We start from the raw sequence: 23083 nt of genomic DNA on the forward strand, positions 1-23083 counted from the left end.
TGCAATGCCGAATTGTAGAGTGTTCAAGCGCTTCGCGCGCAACCAGCCGTCAGGGCGGGCAATTTGGCCAGCTCTGACGGCAGTGTTCGGGCCCCTGCCGCCAGATTCTTGTGCGGCGGATCCGGCTTATTTTCCTGATAAAGAAAATTGCGCCGGTTCTGCAGTCAGATAGCCGACGGCGGCACCAAAGCGATCGCGATAGTTCGCCTTGATCAGGGGATCGAGCGTGGTTTTTACCTTGCCATGCAACTTAGCGCTCCAGTCGCCGGCATGCTGAAAGTTGCTGAGGATGTAAGTCCAGCCGTTGATGTCATCGGCCACATGCAGGCCGGTTGCTTCGGCGCCTGCAGGCATGGCCATGATGCGTGACAGTTTTTTCGTATCGACGTTGTACGCCCACAGGAAATTGTTGACGTGCATGCTGCTGTCTTCACCGATGAAGAGCGTGCGCATTTTTTCCGAGAATTTCAGATTGTCGGGATTGGCGATCTTGTCCGGATTCGCCAGATTGCCCAATGCATCGGCCGGAATGTCTTCACCGATCAGCAAGGCGCGCGTGCTGACCGGCACCCATGCACTTTTAATTGTTATTCCTGCCGTGTCGTTCTGATTGCCGCCCAGCTTGTGCGCGAATATGCCGCCGGCCACAATGGCCTTGTTGACGGTGATGCCGGCTGCTGCACGCCATGCAGGATCGTTCTTTACCATCGAGTGTTGAATATTTTGCAGTGCAGAATACGCGATCTTGTCCTTGATGTTGACGGTCGTGCCTTCCATCTTGGTAAAGCCCATGCTGGCGCCAAGCAGGTTGGCGTAGCGATGTGTTTCGAGAAAGGCAGCGGCTTTCTCCATGCCGGGTTTGAGCTTGATCCAGTTGGCGATGCCGTCGGCAAATATCTTGGTATAGCTTGCGTCGAGCGGATCGACTTTCGTGCTGAGCATGATGTCGGATGGCTTCAGGGTCTCGGCCATGCGCTCGACTTCTGCACTGCTCGCATGACCGAGACTGATCCAGCTCAGGCTGGCGCCGGCCGCATCGGGGTCGACGGAAAAACCTGCGCCCACTTTCGCCACATACAGTGTGCCGGCAGACAAATCCTTTTCGCGATCTGCGACGAACATGAACAAGCCGCCATTGGTGTAATCATCACCCATCAACACGGTGCGATTGTCCGGCATCACCTGTATCAGTTCATGCGAGATGCGACCCATGCAATAGTGTTTCCTGATGGTGCCGCTGCCATCCGGATTGACCGTGATTTCCGGCAGGTGGCCGTAATGATACGGATTGGCCTTGTTCTCGTCGCCAAACAGATTCTTGCTGAATTTTTTGAAGAGGGCGTTGTGTTCAATGAACTGTGCATCCGGTTCGTATTCTTCACTCGACAGATGCGTATTCCATGGCGACAGGCTGGCGCCGCAGGTGATCCACAAGCCGTGCACATGCGAGGTATCGACATTGTGATATTTGACCAGGTCCAGCTTGCCGGTACTCTGATCCTGATCCAGCGTAAGAACGGCAATCGGTGATGGCAGCGTACCGTAGGCATTGTTCTTTTCAGTAGCGGCGCCCAGTTGATCGCGCGTCAGGTATTCGAACTGGACGACGGCGAAAACCGCCTTGCCCTTGATGCCGGCTACAGCTGGATTCGGCAGTGACAGCAGGGAGCTGCCGTCCGGCGCATCGGAAAAGAATTGCCGCTCCTTGCCGGCAATGGAGCGGTCGATGATGGGCCGGTTATGAATATCGACATAGCCTCCGCTGACAAGCGTTCCGCCTTTGCCATCCGGCACCTGTTCGCCGGTGATGAAAAAAGGCTGATACGCGAGCTTGTAGTGTTGCGTCGATTGATCGCTGTAATGCACATTCAACATGGCGTTGACAGTCGTCGTCGCCATGGCGGCAGCGTCGGCCAGTGTTGGCGCTGCCATTGGCGTGAAGGTGGTCGATACGTACTGCGCAGGATGCGCGTTCCTTGCCGTTACGCTGCAGGCAGAGAGCAGAGCGGACGATGCGGCCAGCGGCAGTAAAGGCGCGCCGGCGAAAAATTTGAGCACGTCACGGCGAGACAGGGGGGAATGATCGGACATAGGTTTTCCAGAGTTGGACAAGTTGCGATGCGCCGGTGGCCGCAAGCCGAATCATGGAATTATCTCGTGCGATCCCCGCGTTGGAGCGATTATAAAAATGCTTTGTGACGGCTTCGTGAAAAACAGCGATGTTGCAGGAAGACCGGCAATGATATGCGGCCGGGCAGCAGGCCCGTCCGCAGGGATGAGATGCTTACTTCCAGTCGTAGCTAATGGTCAGTGGCGCATGATCGCTGAAGCGCTCATCCTTGTAGATGGCAGCGCTGCGCGCAGTGGCAGCCAGCGCAGGCGTCGCCACCTGATAGTCGATGCGCCAGCCTACGTTCTTCGCCCATGCCTGACCGCGATTGCTCCACCATGTGTAACACTCGTCGGTGGTTTCCGGATGCAGCCGGCGGTATACATCGACCAGTGCAACTTCATCGAATACGCGTGTCAGCCACGCGCGTTCTTCCGGCAGGAAGCCGGAATTTTTCTTGTTGCCCTTGAAGTTTTTCAGGTCGATTTCATTGTGCGCAATATTCCAGTCGCCGCAGATGACAAATTCGCGCCCGAGGTTTTTCAACTCCAGCAGATGCGGCAGGAACACGTCCATGAAACGGAACTTCGCCAATTGCCGTTCTTCGCTCGATGAGCCGGATGGGCAATATACCGAGATCACACTCAGATTGCCGAAATCGCATTGCACATAGCGGCCTTCGGCATCGAATTCGCTGCAGCCAAAGCCGATCTGCACATTGTCCGGTTTGGTCTTGCAATACACGCCGGCGCCGGAATAGCCTTTTTTCTCGGCGTAATGGAAATAGCCGAGGTAGCCTTCCGGCGTCAGGAATTCCGGTGTCATGTCAGCGGCCTGCGCCTTCAGCTCCTGCACGCAGACAAAATCAGGTGACTGTTTTGCCATCCACGGAAAGAACCCTTTTTTTGCGGCGGAGCGGATGCCATTCAAGTTGGCGGAAATAATTTTTAGCATGGCAGTCGTGTAAAAAATAAGGCGCTCAGGATAACCGATTCGATGCACTTGGTCTTCCGCAGGCTGATTGCTGGCAGGCATGCCCTTTGCATTTAAAGGTATGTGCATCCGATAACGATTTAAAATGTGGCCTTGGTCGCGCAAATAGCGACAATTTTCGTCACTTTTACCCGTTATGGAGTTGTTTTGAACAATTTACGGCAAGAATTCATCAAGTTTTCGGTTGATACCGGCGTATTGCGTTTCGGCGAATTTGTGACCAAGGCCGGTCGCACCTCGCCTTATTTCTTCAACGCCGGCTTGTTCAACCAGGGCGGGACGCTGGCGCGCCTGGCAGAGTTTTATGCGCAGACGCTGATCGATTCGGGAGTCGAATTCGACATGCTGTTTGGCCCGGCGTACAAAGGCATCACGCTCGCTTCGGCGACGGCGGTGGCGCTGGCGAACAAGGGGCGTGATGTGCCGTTTGCATTCAACCGCAAGGAAGCCAAGGATCACGGCGAAGGCGGCACGATGGTGGGCGCCAAGCTGCAGGGACGCGTGGTGATCATCGATGACGTGATTTCTGCCGGTACCTCGGTGCGCGAATCGGTAGACATGATACGAGCCGCAGGTGCAACGCCATGTGCAGTGCTGATTGCGCTGGATCGCATGGAGCGTTCGGGTGCCGATGATGCATTGTCGGCGTATTCGGCGGTGCAGGAAGTGAGTAACACCTACGGTATGCCGGTGGTATCGATAGGCAATCTGTCGGATTTGTTTGAGTACCTGTCGAATGCGGGGAGCGATTCCGAACAGGCGCAGTACAAGGATGCAGTATCGGCCTACCGTAAAAGGTATGGCGTGACCTGATAACAGTTTTTTATTCCTGGGGAGTGAAATGAAAGGTGCGGCCAAGACACTGTTTTTTCTCTCGATATTCATCGCGTCGGGTGCACATGCAAAGATTTTCATGTGCAAGGATGCCTCTGGCCGTACGCTTACCTCCGACCGCCCCATCCCTGAATGCGCCGATCGCGCCGTGCGCGAGTACGGCAATAACGGCGTTGTAAAAAGAGACATCGCCGCCCCGCTCACCGCCGAGCAAAAACGTGAAAAGCAGGCGCAGGAAGACAGGAAAAAAGCTGAACTTGCCGCGGCCGAAGAACAGAAGAAAGCCGACCGCGCGCTTTCAGCCCGCTACCGCAGCGAGGAAGATATCGCTGCTGCGCGCAAGCGCGATAGCGGCATCGTGAGCGAACACATTGCGCAACAGAAAAAATCCCTGGCGATCGCCGACAAGGACTGGAAAGACGCGCAAGCTGCAGTCGAAGCGCAAAAGAAAAAAGGCGTGGTGGCGGCTGGTTTGCAATACAAACTCGATCGATCGGAACAAAGTGTGCGTGATCTCAAGGCGAGACTGCAAGAAAGCGAGCTCGAGCTGGCGCAAGTCCATGCAAAATACGATCTGACCTTGCAGCGTTTTCGCGAGATAACAAAAACCGCTTCAGCGCGCTGATTCTCGCTTGCAATCAATTTCAGCGCATCTAATCGGTCGTGCGTGAAATGATCCTGGTGTAAAAATTACCTAGCTCGACACCCTCTCCGCTGTTAAAAAAAACAGTGGCGCGACGGGCGATTTCATCCAGGGTTTCGGGAGTGTTCAGATATTGCTCCCACTGACTCTTGTGCATGTGCGCCGCCATCTGTGAGGCGCTGGCAGGAATCGTGTCCTTGAACAGAAGCTCAAGAAACGATGCTGCAACATCATGTGAAACCGCTTGCTTCATTTGCAGAGCATCGATGAATACCTGCACCTGTTGGCTGTGTTGCGTATGCAGGATGCGGGACGCTTCATCGTCGGATAAATGCGCGACCATATCGAGTGGATAGCCCAAATCTTCAGGGCGGGCAGCGTCGGGATCGGTGGGACCTGATGGTGTGCGCAGCATATTCATTTGGCGCTCCATGGACAAGTGGAAGTGCTGGTTGGACAAGCGGCGGCAAGAATAGTTTGCAGGAAAATCGGCATGCATAGATATGTTGCACATGTGCAGCAATTTGATGACGATGCCATGCGGCAAGCTGAGGGTACGCTCTGCAAAGGACTGTCTGCAGCAGATGCCATTCGGAAAAGGATGGCATTGATGTTTGGCAGTCGGCCAGTAATAAAAAACGCGCTCGTTTTAAGGAGCGCGTTTTTTTCGGGACTTGCAAATCAAGCCGTCAGTTTTTTCTTCAACAACTCGGTAAGTTGCGCAGGATTGGCTTTCCCTTTGCTGGCCTTCATCGCCTGCCCCATCAGGGCATTGATGGCTTGCTCCTTGCCGGCACGGAATTCCTCGACAGATTTCGCATTGGCGGCCAGCACGTCGTCGACGATCTTCTCTAGCGCCCCACTATCGGAGATCTGCTTCAAGCCTTTCGATTCGATCAATTCATCGGCGATGGTCGGGCTGTCCGATTTGGCTTCCCACATCGCACTGAATACTTCCTTGGCGATCTTGTTGGAAATCGTGCCGTCGGCAATGCGGTGCAAGAGCACGGCCAGTTGCGCTGCGGATACCGGCGCGGCGTCGAGCTCTATGCCGTCGCGATTGACTGCCGAGGCGACATCGCCCATCAGCAGGTTGGCGGCCGGTTTGGCTTGCTCGTGGCCGGCGATCGAGCAGATCAGTTCGAAATAATTCGCCATGGCCTTCGACTGCGTCAACACGGTCGCATCGTAATCGGACAAGCCGTATTCCTGGGTAAAGCGCTCGCGCATGGCGCCCGGCAGTTCCGGCATCTCGGCTTGCACGCGCGCGATCCATTCTGCACTGACGACCAGCGGCGGCAAATCCGGATCGGGGAAGTAGCGATAGTCGTGCGCGTTTTCCTTGCTGCGCATTTCGCGCGTTTCCTTTTTGTCCGGATCGTACAGGCGCGTGGCTTGTACAACGCGGCCGCCGTCTTCGATCAACTCAATCTGGCGGCGTACTTCGTAATTGATGGCGTCTTCCATGAAGCGGAACGAATTCAGGTTCTTGATTTCGCAGCGTGTGCCGTATTCTTTTTGTCCGACCGGGCGCACCGATACGTTGGCGTCGCAGCGGAACGAACCTTCCTGCATGTTGCCGTCGCAGATGCCGATCCAGGTCACCAGCGTGTGCAGTGCCTTGGCGTAGGCCACTGCTTCGGCGGCGCTGCGCATATCCGGTTCTGTCACGATTTCAAGCAAGGGTGTACCGGCGCGATTCAGGTCGATGCCGGTCATGCCGTGGTAATCCTCATGCAGCGATTTGCCGGCGTCTTCTTCCAGATGCGCGCGTGTCAATTGCACCGAACGGATTTCTGTTTTTCCGTCGACTTCCATCGCGAACGAGATGCGGCCGCCCTGCACGATAGGCAAATCCATCTGGCTGATCTGGTAACCCTTGGGCAGATCGGGATAAAAGTAATTTTTGCGGGCAAATACCGAATACGGCGCGATCGTGGCGCCGATTGCCAGGCCGAACTGGATTGCGCGTTCGACTGCGCTGCGATTCATCACCGGCAAGGCGCCCGGCAAGGCCAGATCGACGGGCGATGTCTGCGTGTTCGGCGCGGCGCCAAACTGGGTTGGTGAACCGCTGAAAATTTTTGTCTTGGTCGTCAACTGCGTATGCGTTTCCAGACCGATTACGACTTCCCACTGCATGATGTTTCCTTACTCGCCTGTTGGCGTATTTGACTGCGTATATTTTTGTTTTGCGCTGATCGTTATTCTGCAGGTTGACGCAGATGCCAGTCGGTCGCTTGCTGATACTGATGCGCGACGTTCAGTAGCTTGGCTTCGGCAAAATAATTGCCGATGATTTGCAGCCCGACCGGACGCTTCGCATTTTTTTCGCCCTGGCCGAAACCGCAAGGAATCGACATGCCGGGCAAACCTGCGAGACTGGTCGACAGCGTAAAAATATCGGCCAGATAATTTGCTACCGGATCGTCCGCCTTGTCGCCCAGATCCCACGCGACCGTCGGTGCAACTGGTCCCATGATGACGTCGCATTGTGTGAACGCTTGCTGGAAATCCTGCGCGATCAGGCGACGGATTTTTTGCGCCTGCAGATAGTAGGCGTCGTAATAACCGTGCGACAGCACATAGGCGCCGACCAGGATGCGGCGTTTGACTTCTTCGCCGAATCCTTCGGCGCGCGTCTTGCAATACATGTCGGACAAATCCGTGTAGTCCTTGGCGCGGAAGCCGTAGCGTACGCCGTCGAAACGGCTCAGATTGGATGAGGCTTCGGCCGGTGCGATGACGTAATAGGTAGGGATCGACAGCTCGGTTTTCGGCAATGAAATATCGACCAGCGTGGCGCCGAGTTTTTCATATTCGCCGAGTGCCGCGCGTACCGCCTGTTCGACATCGGCGGACAGGCCGGCGCCGAAATACTCGCGCGGGATACCGATTTTCAAGCCTTGCAGCGGCGCATTCAAGTCGCGGGTGAAATCTTCCTTGGCGCGTTCGACGCTGGTGGAATCTCGCTCATCGAAACTGACCATCGCGTTGAGCAGGAGGCCGCAATCTTCGGCGGTTTTTGCAATCGGGCCACCCTGATCCAGCGATGAGGCAAAGGCGATCATGCCGAAACGAGAAACGCGACCGTAGGTCGGCTTGATGCCGGTGACGCCGCACAAGGCAGCAGGCTGGCGGATCGAGCCGCCGGTGTCGGTTGCAGTAGAAGCCGGCGTCAGGCGCGCGGCAATCGCAGCTGCAGAGCCGCCGGATGAGCCGCCCGGAATGGCCGTCTTGTCCCACGGATTTTTCACCGCACCAAAGTAGGAATTTTCATTCGACGAACCCATCGCGAATTCATCGCAATTCAGTTTTCCCAGCGTCACCATGCCGGCCTGATTGAAGTTTTCCACTACGGTGGCGTCGAAAGGGCTGACGTAGTTTTCCAGCATCTTCGAGCCGGCGGTCGAACGCCAGTCGCGTGTGACGAAAATATCCTTGTGCGCAATCGGGATGCCGGTCAATGCGCCGGCATTGCCGCTGGCGATGCGTTGGTCGGCAGCAGCAGCCTGTTGCAGCGTCAGGGCTTCATCCACGTGCAGGAAGGCATTCAGGTCGCTGGCGCCTATGCGCTTCAGATAGAGCTGCGCCAGTTCGGTGGCGGAGATTTTTTTTGCCTGCAGCAATGCGGATAATTCTTTGATGGTTTTGGTATGCATGATCGATATCGGTATTCGGTTGTGGAGCCTGGCGAGACTCCGATTGCGCGGTGCTGTAAAAAGCGCGCGGCGACTTATTCGATGACTTTGGGTACCAGATACAAGCCGTCCTGCGTTGCCGGTGCGACTTGCTGGTAATCGTCGCGGCGATTCGGCTCGCTCACGGTGTCATCACGCAGACGCAGCGACAGATCCGGCAGCAGTGCGGCGATAGGATGATTCAACGGTTCGACGCCTGTCGTATCGACGGCGCTCAATTGTTCAACCAGTGCAAAGATGCCATTTAATTTATCCAGCGTTTGTGCGGATTGCGCATCGGTCAGGTCGATTTGCGCGAGCATGGCTAAACGTTTGACATCGGAAAGTGCTAGAGACATGGTGGGATCGCGGCCGGGCCGCTGTTCAGTGTTAAGGAAATCAAAAGATGCAAAAGTCTTCTAGTGGCAGCAAAAGCTTGGCAAAATGAACCATTCCGCTTACATTTTTGCCGTTTTAGACGACTAATTTAATGTAAATTATAAGGTAGAATATCGGGTTATTGCCTTGCTGGCGCCGATATTGGGCTGCCGCCGGCAATAATTCTGGATTATTTAATCAGTTGTTCACGCCTTTACTCTCTTAATTTACTTTATTGAGCGCATCAATTTTGCGCACTGGAACAATTCATGTTTGGATTTCTACGCAGTTATTTTTCAAATGATCTGGCAATCGATCTGGGTACCGCAAATACCCTGATTTATGTCCGCAGCCTGGGCATCGTGCTGGATGAGCCATCGGTAGTAGCGATCCGCCAGCAAGGCGGCCCGAACGGCAAGAAAACCATCATGGCCGTCGGCAAGGAAGCCAAGCAGATGCTGGGCAAAGTGCCAGGCAACATCGAGGCGATCCGACCGATGAAGGATGGTGTGATTGCCGACTTCACCGTTACCGAGCAAATGCTCAAGCAGTTCATCCGCATGGTGCACGACACCAAACTCTTCAAACCTTCCCCTCGCATCATCATCTGTGTTCCTTGTGGCTCGACCCAGGTGGAACGTCGCGCGATTCGCGAATCCGCTCTGGGCGCAGGCGCTGCGCAGGTCTATCTGATTGAAGAGCCAATGGCTGCTGCCATCGGCGCCGGTTTGCCGGTGTCGGATGCAACCGGTTCGATGGTGGTCGATATCGGCGGTGGCACGACAGAAGTCGGCATCATCTCGCTGGGCGGCATGGTCTACAAAGGCTCGATCCGCGTCGGCGGCGATCGCTTCGACGAAGCCATCGTCAACTATATTCGCCGCAACTACGGCATGCTGATCGGCGAACAAACTGCTGAAGCAATCAAGAAGGAAATCGGTTCGGCTTTCCCGGGTTCCGAAGTGCGCGAGATGGAAGTCAAGGGCCGCAATCTGTCCGAAGGCATCCCGCGCTCGTTCACGATTTCCAGCAACGAGATTCTTGAAGCGCTGACCGAACCGTTGAACGGCATCGTTTCCGCCGTGAAAAACGCGCTGGAACAGACGCCGCCGGAACTGGGTGCCGACATTGCCGAAAAAGGCATGATGCTGACTGGCGGTGGCGCCTTGCTGCGCGACCTGGATCGTCTGTTGATGGAAGAAACCGGCTTGCCGGTGATCGTCGCGGAAGACCCGCTGACTTGCGTGGTGCGCGGTTCGGGCATGGCGCTGGAACGCATGGATAAACTGGGTTCGATTTTCTCTTACGAATAATCGATCACAACCGTCTACTCCTCTATTGGCTGACATGAACAGTGTCATGAAAGCACATCACATCGAAACACAAGCTGCAGCTGCCGGACTTCATGTTCCGGCAGCCCGTCTTGTCGCGACGATCTTCGGCAGGTTCGCCAACAAGTATTAAATGGAATACAGCCCACCACCACTCTTCAAACAAGGTGCGTCGGCACGTGCAAAGATGGTGTTCTTCGCCTTGATCGCCCTGATTCTGCTGGGCGTCGATTCGCACATGCGTTCGCTTGCCATGGTACGCCAGGTCATTTCAACTGCGCTGTATCCGCTACAGGTTGTGGCGCTGGCGCCGCGCGATGCCTTGTATTACGTCGGCGATTACTTCAGTTCTCTTGCCGATATCAAAGCGGAAAACGAAAAACTGAAATTGCAGCAAACCGTCAATGCACGCACTTTGCAGCAAGGGCAGCAATTGCTGGCCGAAAACATACAGTTGCGTCATTTGCTCGGGACTGCCGAACGTTTGCCGGTGAAGTCTGTACTGGGTGAGATTTTGTACGATACGCGCGATGCATTTACGCGCAAGATCGTGCTGGATCGCGGGCTCCAGCATGGCGTTGCGCTCGGGCAGCCGGTGATTGATCATATCGGCGTGGTTGGACAGGTGACGCGCGTGTTCCCGTTCACTTCTGAAGTGACCTTGCTGACCGACAAGAATCAGGCGATACCGGTGCAAGTCGTACGCAATGGCTTGCGCAGCGTCGCTTATGGTCGCGGGCAATCCAATGTGCTGGATCTGCGCTTCATGCCGACCAATGCCGATATTCAAAAAGGCGATACCCTCGTGACGTCCGGCATAGACGGTGTTTATCCGCCCGGCCTGGCCGTTGCCACCGTCTCGCAGGTGGAAAATAAATCAGCCGATTCGTTTGCCCGCATCATGTGTCAACCAACCGCCGGGATAGATCGCAATCGACAGTTATTGATTCTGCTGACGGAAAACAAACTGGCCCCGCGTCCGGTCGATGATGCGAAAGAAAAGAATTCAAAAGCGGCGGGTATTCTGCGTCATGCCGCCAGCAGGACCAACGGCACTTCCGGCAGGGGCATTGTGGAAGCCGCGCCGGCCCCGACACCACAACCTGCTACCTCGTCGCGATGAATCATCAGCCACATTACATTCTTTTGCCGGCCAGCCCGCTGTTTATCGCGGTCAGCCTGATTGCCGCTTTTCTGCTGAACCTGCTGCCGTGGGGGCAATGGATAGGCATTCCCGATTTTGTCGCGCTGATCCTGGTGTTCTGGAGCATGCATCAACCGCGCCGGGTCGGCATCGGCGTCGCCTTTTTCATGGGCTTGCTGATGGATGTGCACGATGCGGCGGTACTGGGTGAAAACGCGCTGGCCTATACCTTCCTGTCCTACTTCGCCATCATGATTCATCGTCGCGTGTTGTGGTTTCCGCTTGGGACGCAGGCCTTGCATGTGTTCGTGCTGTTATTGGTGGCGCAGCTGGTGGGGCTGATCGTGCGGCTGATGGTGGGCGGCAGATTTCCCGGCTGGCTGTATTTCACCGAGAGTGCGATAGCCGCCCTGCTATGGCCGCTCGTAACCTGGATCCTGCTCGCGCCGCAACGTCGGGCGATCAATCGCGACGATACGCGACCGATTTGATTGCCGACCATGACCAAGCCGGTATTGATGCCGAATGACTGAATTAAAAAATACCGAACGCGAATTACAGCTTTTCCGCCTGCGCCTGTCCGTGGCGGGTGCGCTCGTATTCATTCTGTTCGCGTGCCTGCTCGCGCGTTTCATCTGGCTGCAGGTCTACAAGCATAACGATTATGTTGCGCAGGCAGAGGACAACCGGATTTCGATTGTCCCGGTGGTGCCCAATCGCGGCCTGATTCTGGATCGCAACGGCGTGGTGCTGGCGCGTAATTATTCTGCCTATACGCTGGAAATCACGCCATCGAAAATCGACGGCGATCTTGAAACGCTGATCGATGAGCTGGCGACGCTGGTCGATATCCAGCCCAGGGATCGCAAACGCTTCAAAAAGCTGCAGGAAGAATCGCGCAATCTGGCCAGTTCGCCGATACGGGTGCGGCTGACGGATGAGGAAGTGGCACGTTTTTCTGCGCAGCGCTATCGCTTTCCCGGTGTGGAAATTCAGGCACGCCTGTTCCGCCAGTATCCGCTCGGCGCGGTGGCATCGCATGTGATTGGCTATATCGGCCGCATCAATACGCGCGAGGCGAAGGAAATCGATGACAGTGACGACGCGACCAACTATCGCGGTACCGAACACATCGGCAAGGAAGGGCTGGAGAAAAACTACGAAGACAAATTGCATGGCAGAACAGGCTATGAAGAAGTCGAAGTCTCTGCGGGAGGACGTCCGATCCGTACGCTGTCGCGTACTGCAGCGTCACCCGGCGACAATCTGATTCTGTCTATCGATATCGAATTGCAGAAAGTAGTGGAGCAGGCGTTCGGCGATAGACGTGGTGCGCTGATTGCGATTGAACCGTCGACCGGCGATGTGCTGGCTTATGTCTCCATGCCTACTTTCGATCCGAATCTGTTTGTCGAAGGTATTGATCAGCAAAACTGGGATGCCCTGAATAATTCGCCCGACCATCCGCTATTGAATCGTCCGCTGTCCGGCGCCTATCCGCCGGGTTCGACCTACAAGCCTTTCATGGCGCTGGCAGCACTGGAACTGGGCAAGCGCAAAGCCTCGGATGCGATTGCCGATCCCGGATTCTTCTGGTTTGGCAATCACAAATTCCGCGACGATAAAGAAGGCGGACATGGCATGGTCGATATGTACAAATCGATCGTGCAGTCCTGCGATACCTATTACTACATGCTGGCCAACGATCTTGGCGTCGATGCGATTCACGATTTCATGAAGCCGTTCGGCTTTGGCCAAAAGACCGGCATCGATCTGAGGTTTGAACGCACCGGGGTGTTGCCGTCTACTGCCTGGAAGGCCGCGGCCTACAAAAAACCGGAGCAAAAGAAATGGTATGCAGGCGAAACGATTTCCATCGGCATTGGCCAGGGCTACAACACGTTCACGCCCTTGCAACTGGCGCATGCCACTGCAACGCTGGCCAATAATGGCGTGGTGATGAAGCCGCATCTGGTACGAGAAATCGAGAATGGCGTGACGCGCCAGCGTACATTGACGGTACCGAAAGAGAGTTACCGGATACCGCTGAAACAGGAAAACATCGACATCATCAAGCACGCCATGGTCGGCGTGAACAAGGAAGGTACCGGTGCACGCGTGTTTGCCCGGGCAGAATATGTTTCTGGCGGCAAGACAGGCACCTCGCAAGTGATTGCAATCAAAAAAGGTGAGAAGTACGATGCGAGCAAAATTTCGGATCGGCATCACGATCATGCCTTGTACACGGCATTTGCGCCGGCCGATAACCCGCGCATAGCGCTCGCGCTCATCGTTGAGAACGGCGGTTTCGGCGGAGCTGCTGCTGCACCGATTGCGAAGGTCGCAATGGATTTCTATTTGCTGGGCAAGCGGCCGGAAGCCAAAACGCCGGTCAAGCCGGCAGTTATTCCCGCAGATGAACTCACAGATTAAATCCATGACGACATCGATACGGCATTCAATCATATTTCTGCTGATGCAATCTGCTGCATTGCGGATAGGCAGCAAGCACATCGGGAGCGCAGATGAATAAGCGTTCGCCATGGCAGATCCTGCAACCTTACGTTCAGGTATTCGACGGTCCGTTGATGCTGATCGTCTGCCTGATTCTGGCGCTAGGCACGGTGACGCTTTATTCCGCCGGTATCGATTTCCCCGGTCGCGTGGAAGACCATATACGCAACATCATGATCTCCTTTCTGGTGATGTGGATTGCGGCGATGATTCCGCCGCAGACGCTGATGCGCTTTGCGGTGCCACTGTATATTCTTGGCATTAGCCTGCTGATCGGTGTGGCGATGTTCGGCTTGATCCGCAACGGTGCAAGACGCTGGATCAATGTCGGCATGATCATTCAGCCGTCCGAGATCATGAAGATCGCCATGCCGATGATGCTGGCGTGGTTTTTCCAGAAGCGCGAAGGCATGACGCGCTGGCGTGAATTTCTGGTTGCAGGCCTGTTATTGGTTGTGCCGGTAGGTTTGATCATGCGGCAACCGGATCTGGGCACTTCTCTGCTGGTGATGGCAGCTGGACTGTATGTGATCTTCTTTGCCGGCCTGTCGTGGAAAGTCATCGTCGCCGCTGTGTTGGCCGGGCTCGCCAGTCTGCCTATCGTTTGGTCGATGCTGCATGACTATCAAAGGGGCCGCGTGCTGACTCTGATCGATCCTACTACCGATCCACTCGGCAAGGGTTTTCACATCATTCAATCGACGATCGCTATTGGCTCCGGCGGCATCACCGGCAAGGGCTGGCTGAATGGTACGCAAGCGCATCTGGAATTCATTCCAGAACGTACGACCGATTTCATCTTTGCAGTTTTTTCGGAAGAATTCGGCCTGATCGGCAATGGCATCCTGTTGACCCTGTATCTGTTCCTGATCGGACGCAGCATGCTTATCGCGGCCAATGCACCAACGCTGTTCAGCCGTTTGCTGGCCGGTGCGATCACGATGATTTTCTTCACTTATGCATTCGTCAACATGGGGATGGTCAGTGGTATTCTGCCGGTGGTTGGCGTGCCGCTGCCTTTTGTCAGTTACGGCGGCACCGCATTTGTCACGCTTGGCCTCGGCGTCGGCATTTTGATGAGCATACAGCGGCATAGGAAACTGATGCAAAGCTGATGCCTGCCTTTCTGCCGCCGGTTTGCCCGGCGCTGCAACCTTCATCAGGAGCAAGCAATGCAATTTAATCTTACTCATAAATCAGGCCTGCTGACCTTGCTGTGCGCGCTGGCGCTGGCTGGCTGCAGCAGCGTGCCGCTGGATTCGACACCGACCGGCAAAACAGCCGGCAAATCGAAGGCCGGCGCGCATCCTGTGCTGCCGCCCGCCGGTTCGGGGCGCGGCGGCTATTACAAGGATGACGGCCCTGGCGATGTGACGCCGGAAGGTTTGCTGGATACGCCGGATGCCGAACCGCGCGTGGAACCCTATTCGACGCGTGGCAATAAACCGTATGTTGTCTTCGGCAAGCGCTATGTGCCGATGACCGATGAGCGGCCTTTCAAGCAGAAGGGGCGAGGCAGCTGGTACGGCAAGAAATTCCATGGTCAGAAAACATCGTCCGGCGAACCGTACGATATGTATCAAATGTCCGCCGCCCATCCGACGCTGCCGATTCCATCGTATGCACGCGTAACCAATCTGAGCAATGGCAAACAGGTGATCGTGCGCGTCAACGATCGCGGTCCTTTCCATTCAAGTCGCGTGATCGATCTGTCGTACACGGCCGCCTTGAAGCTGGGTTACATCGGGCATGGCAGTGCCGATCTGGAAGTCGAACGCCTGCTGCCGGCAGATATCGAGCAGATTCTTGCGAACAAGGGCAGCGCATCTTCACCTGCAGTGGCGACCGAAGCAGTATCCGCGCCGGCGGTAGAAACAAATTCCCTGGCAGCGCCGGTCATGCCGGCTGCGGTGACAATGGAAGGGAATGCAGGCAGAACTTCTGCGGTGCCGGCCAGCGGGTTTTATCTGCAGTTCGGCGCGTATTCGCAAGCCGCCAATGCGGAAGTGGTGCGTGCCAGGCTGGCGCAGGATGCGGGCCATCTGTTGCCGCAGTTGAAGGTTGAACCGTCGAATAATTTGTACCGGCTGTATAGCGGCCCGTTTGCCAGCCGGAACGAAGCGGCTGCTGCGGCTGTACAGGTGCAGGAGTCTGTCGCCAAGCCGTTTATCGTGCAGCGTTAAGACTCTGTACTGTCCGCTTCACTCTTTAGCTGCAAGGCACGATCGTACAAGGCATTTTTCTTCTGGCCGGTGATGTGTGCCGCCAGTGTCGCAGCCTGTTTCACTGAACATTCCTGCAGCAGGATTTTCAGGATGCGTTCGGTTTCCAGTTGATCCTGATCGCCGGCGACGGGTGCGCCTTCCAGCAACACGACAAACTCGCCTTTTTGCCGGTGTGCATCGGCATTGATCCAGGCGCTGGCTTCGGCCAGTGTGCAACGATGGATTTCTTCAAACAGCTTCGTCAATTCGCGTGCAAACACGATATGTCGTGTCGGCTCGAACGCTGCGACCAGCGCTGTCACGGTTTCATCGATGCGATGCGGTGCTTCATAAAATACCATCGTCGCGGCGACGCTTTTCAAACTGAATAGAAAAGTCTCGCGCTGCTTTGCCTTGGCTGGCAAAAAACCGACGAAATAGAATTGATCGTTGAGCAGGCCGCTGGCCGATAGTGCTGCGACTGCCGCCGATGCACCTGGCAATGGCACTACGCGCAAGCCGGCGTTGCGTACCGCATCGACGATGCGCGCGCCGGGGTCGGATACGGCCGGTGTGCCGGCATCGGATACCAGCGCAATCCGCTCGCCTGCATGCAGGCGGCTGATCAGTTTCTCCGCGACTTCGCGCTCGTTGTGCTGATGGGCGGCGATCAGGTTTTTCGACAGGCCGTAACGCGTCAAAAGATGGCCGGTATTTCTCGTATCTTCGCAAGCGATTGCATCGACTATCGATAAAGTGTGCAAAGCGCGCAACGATATATCGCCCGCATTCCCGATCGGTGTAGCCACCACATATAATGTCGCCGAAGGATAAGTCTGCTGCGCAATATCGTCCTGTAATACCTTGTGCAAGGTGTCTTGCATAAGCGGCAAGATGGTGGCGATATTGTCGGTTGGTTCAGTCATGGGGAGAATCGGATGTTGGGAAATTTAGCGAGAATGTTTGTGCTGGCTGCGGCCATCAGCGGATTGTGCGCGCCTGTACAGGCAAATACAACTGCTGTTGTGAGCGGTGCTGTCAGCGCTGCTAACAGTTTACTCGGCATTCAGACCCAGCGCTCGGCGCTCGACCAGTTACAACTTGCACAAAGCGATCTGGCACTGCCGCATCCGGACGACGACATGAGCGATGGTCCCATCGTTGAAGCGGTCGAAATGCCGGTTGTGGCAGTGCGTACGCCACCGGTGCGCATCGCGCTGCTGCTGCCGCGTCGTTCCGAATCGCTGGCGCAGGTATCGGATGCGGTACGCGCCGGTTTCATGGCGGCGTATCAGTATGAGCCGGCCAATATTGTCGTCAATCTGGTGGAGACCGGCGATGCTGTGCAAGACGTGCTGTCCGGTTATCTGGAGGCCAGCATGCGCAACGATATTGTCGTCGGCCCGTTGACGCGCAGCGGCGCCACGGCGATTGCACAAAACGGCAACGTGAATAAACCGACGATTGCCCTGACCCAGTTGAATGCCGCCGACGAAGTGGAAATGCGCGTGCCGGCTAACATGCTGGTGATGGGTTTGTCGATCGAAGATGAAGCGCGCCAGGTTGCGAATTGGGCCGGCAAGGGCAAGGCAAAGAGCAAGGCATTCGCGATTTCAACCAATGCATCGTGGCAGCGCCGGGCGGTGAAGGCATTTGCGGCCGAATGGAGTCATCTCGGCATGACGCCCGAAGCGATGGAGCTGAGCATGACAGGCAGTTTCATCAATGCCGCTGCGCTGGTGCAATTGAAAAAACGCATACAGACGGAAAAGCCGGCGCTGATTTTTGTCGCGCTCGATGCTGCGCAGACCATACAGCTGCGCCTCGCCATCGGCAGCGAAGTCCCCATGATAGGTACTTCGCAATTGAACCCGCTGGCGCTGGCCGATTGGGCGAACAGCGAACCCCTGCGCGATCTGGAGGGCGTGCGCCTGCTCGACATGCCGTGGCAGTTGCAGACCGACCATGCCGCCGTGATGGCCTATCCGCATCTGGCAAAGAATAGCGAGCAGCGTATCAGCCCCGATATCGAACGTTTGTATGCGCTGGGCATCGATGCATATCGGGTTGCGCACAATATCGCGATCAAGAAAAACGAATTCAATCTGGATGGTGTGACAGGCAAGCTGGCCATTCGTTTCGGTCAGGGTGCATCGCATTTTGAACGTGTCATGCAACCGGCGATTTATCGTGACGGCATGGTGCAAGCGCTGGAAACACCTTGATCCGCTCATGCGTGTACCTGCCTTTCTCAGCCGTTCCCGCACTGCTCGGCAGATCAGCGGACAAATCGGCGAGGACGAGGCGCTTGCTTATTTGCAGCAACATGGCCTGACGCTGATCGAACGCAATTTTCGCTGCAAGGGCGGTGAAATCGATCTGGTGATGCAGGATGGCGTTGCGCTGGTGTTCGTCGAAGTACGCAAGCGTGCCGACAAAAATCACGGTGGCGCCGCTGCCAGCGTCACGCCTGCCAAACAAAAACGCCTGATCGTCGCGGCGCATATTTTTTTGCAGCGTTACAAGATGCCGCCAGCCTGCCGCTTCGACGTGATTGCAATCGATGCGACAGAAATGAGCTGGCTGAAAAACGCGATCGAATCCTGAATCTTCTTTTGAACCCCGCTCCGCGCGATTCATCGCGATGGACTGCTCTATAATCACGACACCATGATCAATCAACGCATAATCAGCCACTTCCATGAAAGTGCAGAGCTGAAAATCCAGGCCGCCTCGCTGCTGGCACGTCCAATCGAGCAGGCAGTGGAACTAATGTTCAGCGCCCTGTCTAACGGGAACAAGATTCTGGCATGCGGCAATGGCGGTTCGGCTGCCGACTGCCAGCATTTTTCGGCGCAACTGGTTGGACGTTTTGAAAGAGAGCGCCTGCCGCTGCCGGTGATGGCGCTGACTACCGACACCTCCATCCTGACTGCGATTGGCAACGATTACAGCTATCAGGAAATTTTCAGCAAACAGGTACAGGCTTTCGGACAGGCCGGCGATGTCTTGCTGGCCCTGTCGACATCCGGCAATTCAGCCAATGTCATTGCCGCCATTGAAGCTGCACTGGAACGCGACATGCGCGTCGTGGTGCTGACCGGCAAAGGCGGCGGTGCGATGGCCAAACTGATTACCGATGCAGATGTGCATATCTGCGTCCCGCACGACCGTACGGCACGCATACAGGAAATACATTTATTAACGATACATTGTTTGTGCGACGGCATTGACGTCGCATTATTTGGAGGAGATGAAAATGATTGATTTGAATCGCTATATGCGGCTTGCAAAACGTCCGTTGGCATTGGCATTGGTATGCGGCGCAGTTGCAGTGAGCTTGCAGGGGTGTGTCGCAATGGTGGCCGGTGGTGCGGTAGTCGGTACGCTGGCGGCAACTGACAGGCGTACGCTCGGAGCGCAGACCGAAGACAAGACAATTATGATCAAGGGTGAAACGCGCATTCCGAAAGTGGTGGGCGAAAGCGGTCACATCAATGTAACGAGTTTCAATCGCAAGATTTTGCTGACCGGCGAAGTACCGAATGAAGCAGCCAAGGCTGCGGCCGAGCGGGAAGCGGCAGCGATTGAGGGTGTGCAATCGGTGGTCAATGAACTGGCCATCGCCGGTGCGTCCAGCTTTACCTCGCGTTCCAGCGATACGCTGATCACCGGCAAGGTGAAGGCGTCGTTTGTCGATGAAAAAAACCTGTCGGCCAATGCAATCAAGGTTGTCACCGAACGTGGCGTGGTTTACCTGATGGGGCGCGTGACGCAGAACGAAGGCAATCTGGCAGCCGAAATTGCACGTGGCGTCAGTGGTGTCGCCAAGGTCGTCAAGGTGTTTGAATACATCACTGACGAGGAATATCGTATGTTGAGTACAACACCGGATACCGTACAGACAAAATAGTTTTTGAATAATGATTGCCGGTGAACAAGCGGCGGTTTTGGAATGATATATTGGCCGCGCGACAGCTTGTCGCGCGGCTTTTTCATTGGGAGAAACCATGACAGCAGTACTCGTTCTACTGGCAATCATCGCGATCCTTGTGTTCTGGGGCGTGGGTGTGTACAACCGCATCGTCGCCTTGCGCAACTATTTCAAGAATGCGTTTTCCCAAATCGACGTGCAACTCAAACGTCGTTACGACCTGATACCGAATCTGGTTGAAACCGCCAAAGCCTATATGGCGCATGAACGCGAAACGCTGGAAGCGGTAATCGGTGCGCGTAATCAGGCGGTGGACGCCAACAAAAAAGCGGCCGGCGATCCGGCTGATGCCGTCGCATTCAGGCAAATGGTCGCTGCTGATGGTGTGCTGAGCACATCGCTGGGAAAATTTTTCGCCCTGTCTGAAGCCTACCCCGATCTGAAAGCCAATCAAACCATGATGCAGCTGAGTGAAGAACTCACCAGCACCGAGAACCGGATTGCCTTTGCACGCCAGGGATATAACGACAGCGTGATGTCGTACAACACGGTAATCGAACAATTTCCCGGTTCGCTGATTGCCAACAGCTGCGGTTTCAAAACAGCCGAACTGCTGGAGTCAACGGAAACACCGGAAGAGCGCAAAGCCATCAAAGTGACATTCTGATTGCGGCGATGCCAGTCACTATTCCGCACGTTCCGGCGTGCATGCGTGCAGCACGCACATGCTCGCCTCATCCCCACGCATGAATTTCTTTGAGCAGCAGGATCACGCGCGACGCCAGAGCCGTACGCTGGTGATCCTGTTTGCGCTGGCGGTCCTGGCGATCGTCCTTGCGGTCAATCTCGCGCTGGCCCTGCTCTTCATCCTGGTGCAAGGCCAGCCTTTGAGCGGAGTGCATTCCTATCCGAAGGGTTTTTTCGCCACCAATACTTTGGTGACTCTGGGTTTGATCGCCGGCGGGACCCTGATCGAGCTGTTCAACCTGCGCGACGGCGGCGATGCGGTGGCGCGCATGGCGGGCGGTACGGTTGTGGAACTGAAGACGGTAGATGCGCGTGAACGCCGTTTGCTCAATGTGGTGGAAGAAATGGCGCTGGCATCCGGCATTGCCTGCCCCAGGGTGTATGTACTGGTGCGTGAAAATGCGATCAATGCGTTTGCCGCCGGCTATAACGCGAACGAAGCAGTGGTAGCGGTAACGCATGGTGCGCTTACTCGCCTGACGCGCGATGAACTGCAAGGTGTGATCGGCCATGAATTCAGTCACATTCTGAATGGCGACATGCGCCTGAATGTGCGCCTGATCGGTGTGCTGTTCGGGATACAGATGGTTGCCGGCTTCGGCCGGCATTTGATGAGTTTCGGCTGGCAGACAGTAGATGCCGGCGAACGTAATGGCAAAGGTACGCCGTTGCATATAGCGGTGTGGGTCGTTGGCGGCACACTGTTTGTGATTGGTTATATCGGGATTTTTTGCGGACGGATCATCAAATCGGCGCTGTCGCGGCAGCGTGAATTTCTGGCCGATGCCAGTGCGATTCAATTTACCCGCAACCCGGATGGCTTGGGCAATGCCTTGCGCAAGATAGGCGGGCTTACGCGTCGTGGCGGTGCCGATGCGAACATCCTGCATCCAAACGCGGAGCAACTATCGCATTTGTTTTTGAATGCGGTGCGTCCCGGTTTGTTGACAGGATGGCTTGCGACCCACCCTCCTTTGCGCGAACGGCTGCGGCGTATTTACGGCCGCGATGTCGCGCTGCTGGATGTGCCGCAAGAGGCAGAAGAAAACGCACGATTTTCTGTCACGCCGGAACGTCTGCCGGATCTTCCTTATGTCGCGGCAGGTCTTGCTGCCGGCGAACCGGACATGCAGGCAGCCAGTGCGGCGATTGCGCAAACGGCAGCGTATGCTTATGGAGATGGTGTGCCGGAAGGAACCCGGTTGGCACCGGCAATAGAGCAGGCGGTGCGCGATCCGCACGCGGCAACGGCGCTCGTGTATGCCTTGTTGTTGCTGCGCTCTACCGCAGCAAACGATAGATCTGCCGTGCTGTCGAGCCATCTGCAGGCTCAGTTTCCGGAGCAGGCAGAGCAAGTCACCGCGCTGCTTCTTGCACTGGAGCAGTTGCCGGGCCAGGCGCGTTTGCCTTTGCTGGATCTGGGCATGCCGGCCTTGCGCCAGCTCACGGTTGCCGAGCGTGCATCGCTGTTGGCGAATGTAGCGCGCCTGATCGCAGCCGACCGGCGCATCAGTCTGGATGAGTTCGTGTTGCAAACCGTGCTCACGCGGCGTCTGGCCCGACATGCCGGTCGTGCCGTGCCGGTCAGGTTCCTGTCGCTGCCGGAATTGCAGTGTGAATGTGCGGTGCTGTTTTCACTGACGGCGCATGTGCTGGCACCATTGTCGCATCAGCCGGCAGTTACTCTGTTCATGCACGCGGTGACTGCATGTCCGCAACTGGCGCTGTCAGAACAGGATTTGTTGGCGGTGGATGCACTGGATTTCGGTATCGTTAAAGCCGCGCTTGATCGCAGTAATCAGCTGGCACCGCTTGCCAAGCCGGCTCTGATCAAGGCGCTACTGACGATGGCCGATGAGCATGCAGCAATACCGCTGCTTGCTGCCGATCTGTTGCGTGCGATGTGTGCGGCGCTGGATGCGCCGATGCCGCCGCGCGTTGCCGAGATATACACGGCTTCAGGCTGGCCGGATGTTTGATGCCTGCAGCGCAGACGCTTCCCACGCGATCAGCCTGACCTGACTATAATGGGCGTAGCGATACAGATATAAAACACAGAAGCAACATCCCGGATTGTCGATTATGCAAACATCAGTTCCCGCAACTCAAAAACGCAGCTGGCTCAAGATAGCGACCTTGCTCATTATCGTGGCACTGGCTGTGGTCGGCTATCTTTCCGTGTCGAAGAAGGAAGCGATTCCGGATGTAACCTTCGTCAATCTGCAGGGAAAGAAAATTACTTCGCAGGATTTGCGCGGCAAAGTGGTGATGATCAATTTCTGGGCAACTTCCTGCACGACGTGCGTGAAGGAAATGCCGGAGATGGTAGAGACCTACAAGAAATACAATGCGCAAGGGCTGGAGTTCATCGCGGTGGCGATGGCTTACGATCCGCCTAATTACGTGTTGAATTTTGTCGAGACGCGCAAATTGCCGTTTACCGTGGCGCTCGATACGCAAGGCGAGCTGGCAAAATCGTTTGGCAATATCCAGCTGACGCCGACCACGCTGGTGGTAGACAAGAATGGCCACGTCATCAAGAAGTATGTCGGCGAACCTGATTTCGCCGCC

At 55.9% G+C, this 23083-nt stretch carries 22 protein-coding genes; 15 read left to right on the forward strand and 7 right to left on the reverse strand.

Translation table 11 applies throughout. The features are described 5' to 3' along the window. Positions 1-126: 126 nt before the first annotated feature. Entirely contained in the window at positions 127-2091 is a 1965-nt protein-coding gene (locus ABWP27_RS01670; protein ID WP_353152759.1) for a PhoX family protein, read from the reverse strand. A gap of 193 nt (positions 2092-2284) precedes the next feature. Further along, positions 2285-3064, reverse strand: coding sequence for an exodeoxyribonuclease III (locus ABWP27_RS01675; RefSeq protein ID WP_353152761.1), 780 nt, complete (start codon positions 3062-3064; stop codon positions 2285-2287). 186 nt (positions 3065-3250) lie between these two features. Here ABWP27_RS01675 and pyrE point away from each other — a divergent pair, with 186 nt between their 5' ends. Both pyrE and ABWP27_RS01685 read left to right on the forward strand, forming a co-directional pair. Further along, on the forward strand, positions 3251-3916 hold the full coding sequence (gene pyrE / locus ABWP27_RS01680; protein ID WP_353152763.1) for an orotate phosphoribosyltransferase: 666 nt from the start codon (positions 3251-3253) through the stop codon (positions 3914-3916). A 28-nt stretch (positions 3917-3944) separates the two neighbouring features. Continuing rightward, entirely contained in the window at positions 3945-4562 is a 618-nt protein-coding gene (locus tag ABWP27_RS01685; RefSeq protein ID WP_353152765.1) for a DUF4124 domain-containing protein, read from the forward strand. A 28-nt stretch (positions 4563-4590) separates the two neighbouring features. Here the strand turns inward: ABWP27_RS01685 and ABWP27_RS01690 are convergent, their stop codons facing one another. From ABWP27_RS01690 to gatC, 4 genes are all read right to left on the reverse strand, one after another. Beyond that, positions 4591-5001 carry a hypothetical protein gene (locus ABWP27_RS01690; protein ID WP_353152767.1) on the reverse strand — a complete coding sequence of 137 codons (411 nt, stop codon included), beginning with the start codon at positions 4999-5001 and terminating at the stop codon, positions 4591-4593. Positions 5002-5261: 260 nt separating this feature from the next. Continuing rightward, complete coding sequence (gatB, locus tag ABWP27_RS01695) at positions 5262-6722, reverse strand: Asp-tRNA(Asn)/Glu-tRNA(Gln) amidotransferase subunit GatB (protein WP_353152769.1); 1461 nt, start codon at positions 6720-6722, stop codon at positions 5262-5264. A gap of 62 nt (positions 6723-6784) precedes the next feature. Next, a complete protein-coding gene (gene gatA / locus ABWP27_RS01700; RefSeq protein ID WP_353152771.1) occupies positions 6785-8242 on the reverse strand; it encodes an Asp-tRNA(Asn)/Glu-tRNA(Gln) amidotransferase subunit GatA in 1458 nt (485 codons plus the stop codon). A gap of 74 nt (positions 8243-8316) precedes the next feature. Next, positions 8317-8619 (reverse strand): Asp-tRNA(Asn)/Glu-tRNA(Gln) amidotransferase subunit GatC, encoded by a 303-nt coding sequence (gene gatC, locus ABWP27_RS01705; RefSeq protein ID WP_353152773.1) that lies wholly within the window; start codon positions 8617-8619, stop codon positions 8317-8319. Between the two features lie 288 nt (positions 8620-8907). On the opposite strand from gatC, the gene ABWP27_RS01710 reads away from it, so the two are divergent. The 6 genes from ABWP27_RS01710 (at position 8908) to ABWP27_RS01735 (ending at position 15810) form a co-directional block, all read left to right on the forward strand. Beyond that, complete coding sequence (locus ABWP27_RS01710) at positions 8908-9951, forward strand: rod shape-determining protein (RefSeq protein ID WP_353152775.1); 1044 nt, start codon at positions 8908-8910, stop codon at positions 9949-9951. A gap of 151 nt (positions 9952-10102) precedes the next feature. After that, entirely contained in the window at positions 10103-11092 is a 990-nt protein-coding gene (gene mreC, locus ABWP27_RS01715; RefSeq protein WP_353152777.1) for a rod shape-determining protein MreC, read from the forward strand. Then, positions 11089-11604, forward strand: coding sequence for a rod shape-determining protein MreD (gene mreD, locus ABWP27_RS01720; protein ID WP_353152779.1), 516 nt, complete (start codon positions 11089-11091; stop codon positions 11602-11604). Before mreC ends, mreD begins: the two co-directional genes overlap by 4 nt. 34 nt (positions 11605-11638) lie before the next feature. Beyond that, entirely contained in the window at positions 11639-13546 is a 1908-nt protein-coding gene (gene mrdA / locus ABWP27_RS01725) for a penicillin-binding protein 2 (protein WP_353152781.1), read from the forward strand. A gap of 92 nt (positions 13547-13638) precedes the next feature. After that, entirely contained in the window at positions 13639-14742 is a 1104-nt protein-coding gene (rodA, locus tag ABWP27_RS01730) for a rod shape-determining protein RodA (protein ID WP_353152783.1), read from the forward strand. A 57-nt stretch (positions 14743-14799) separates the two neighbouring features. Next, positions 14800-15810, forward strand: coding sequence for a septal ring lytic transglycosylase RlpA family protein (locus ABWP27_RS01735; protein ID WP_353152785.1), 1011 nt, complete (start codon positions 14800-14802; stop codon positions 15808-15810). Here the strand turns inward: ABWP27_RS01735 and rsmI are convergent. Further along, complete coding sequence (rsmI, locus tag ABWP27_RS01740) at positions 15807-16715, reverse strand: 16S rRNA (cytidine(1402)-2'-O)-methyltransferase (protein ID WP_353152801.1); 909 nt, start codon at positions 16713-16715, stop codon at positions 15807-15809. The two genes, ABWP27_RS01735 and rsmI, sit on opposite strands and share 4 nt — an antisense overlap. 54 nt (positions 16716-16769) lie before the next feature. Between rsmI and ABWP27_RS01745 the strand changes: the two genes are divergently transcribed. From ABWP27_RS01745 to ABWP27_RS01775, 7 genes are all read left to right on the forward strand, one after another. Continuing rightward, positions 16770-18056 carry a penicillin-binding protein activator gene (locus ABWP27_RS01745; RefSeq protein ID WP_353152787.1) on the forward strand — a complete coding sequence of 429 codons (1287 nt, stop codon included), beginning with the start codon at positions 16770-16772 and terminating at the stop codon, positions 18054-18056. Positions 18057-18063: 7 nt separating this feature from the next. Continuing rightward, positions 18064-18438 carry a YraN family protein gene (locus ABWP27_RS01750; RefSeq protein ID WP_353152789.1) on the forward strand — a complete coding sequence of 125 codons (375 nt, stop codon included), beginning with the start codon at positions 18064-18066 and terminating at the stop codon, positions 18436-18438. 63 nt (positions 18439-18501) lie between these two features. Next, positions 18502-19098 (forward strand): phosphoheptose isomerase, encoded by a 597-nt coding sequence (locus ABWP27_RS01755; RefSeq protein WP_353152791.1) that lies wholly within the window; start codon positions 18502-18504, stop codon positions 19096-19098. Continuing rightward, the gene (locus tag ABWP27_RS01760) at positions 19091-19744 is read left to right on the forward strand and encodes a BON domain-containing protein (RefSeq protein ID WP_353152793.1); all 654 of its coding nucleotides are present in this window, start codon (positions 19091-19093) and stop codon (positions 19742-19744) included. The genes ABWP27_RS01755 and ABWP27_RS01760 overlap by 8 nt, the downstream gene beginning before the upstream one ends. 97 nt (positions 19745-19841) lie before the next feature. Continuing rightward, positions 19842-20432 (forward strand): LemA family protein, encoded by a 591-nt coding sequence (locus ABWP27_RS01765; RefSeq protein ID WP_353152795.1) that lies wholly within the window; start codon positions 19842-19844, stop codon positions 20430-20432. A 58-nt stretch (positions 20433-20490) separates the two neighbouring features. Beyond that, positions 20491-22491 (forward strand): M48 family metallopeptidase, encoded by a 2001-nt coding sequence (locus ABWP27_RS01770; RefSeq protein ID WP_353152797.1) that lies wholly within the window; start codon positions 20491-20493, stop codon positions 22489-22491. Between the two features lie 103 nt (positions 22492-22594). Next, the coding region (locus ABWP27_RS01775; RefSeq protein WP_353152799.1) for a TlpA disulfide reductase family protein at positions 22595-23083 on the forward strand (489 nt) is incomplete at its 3' end.

It is taken from the genome of Herminiimonas fonticola (assembly GCF_040395855.1).
GTDB classification, from domain to species: domain Bacteria; phylum Pseudomonadota; class Gammaproteobacteria; order Burkholderiales; family Burkholderiaceae_D; genus Oxalicibacterium; species Oxalicibacterium fonticola_A.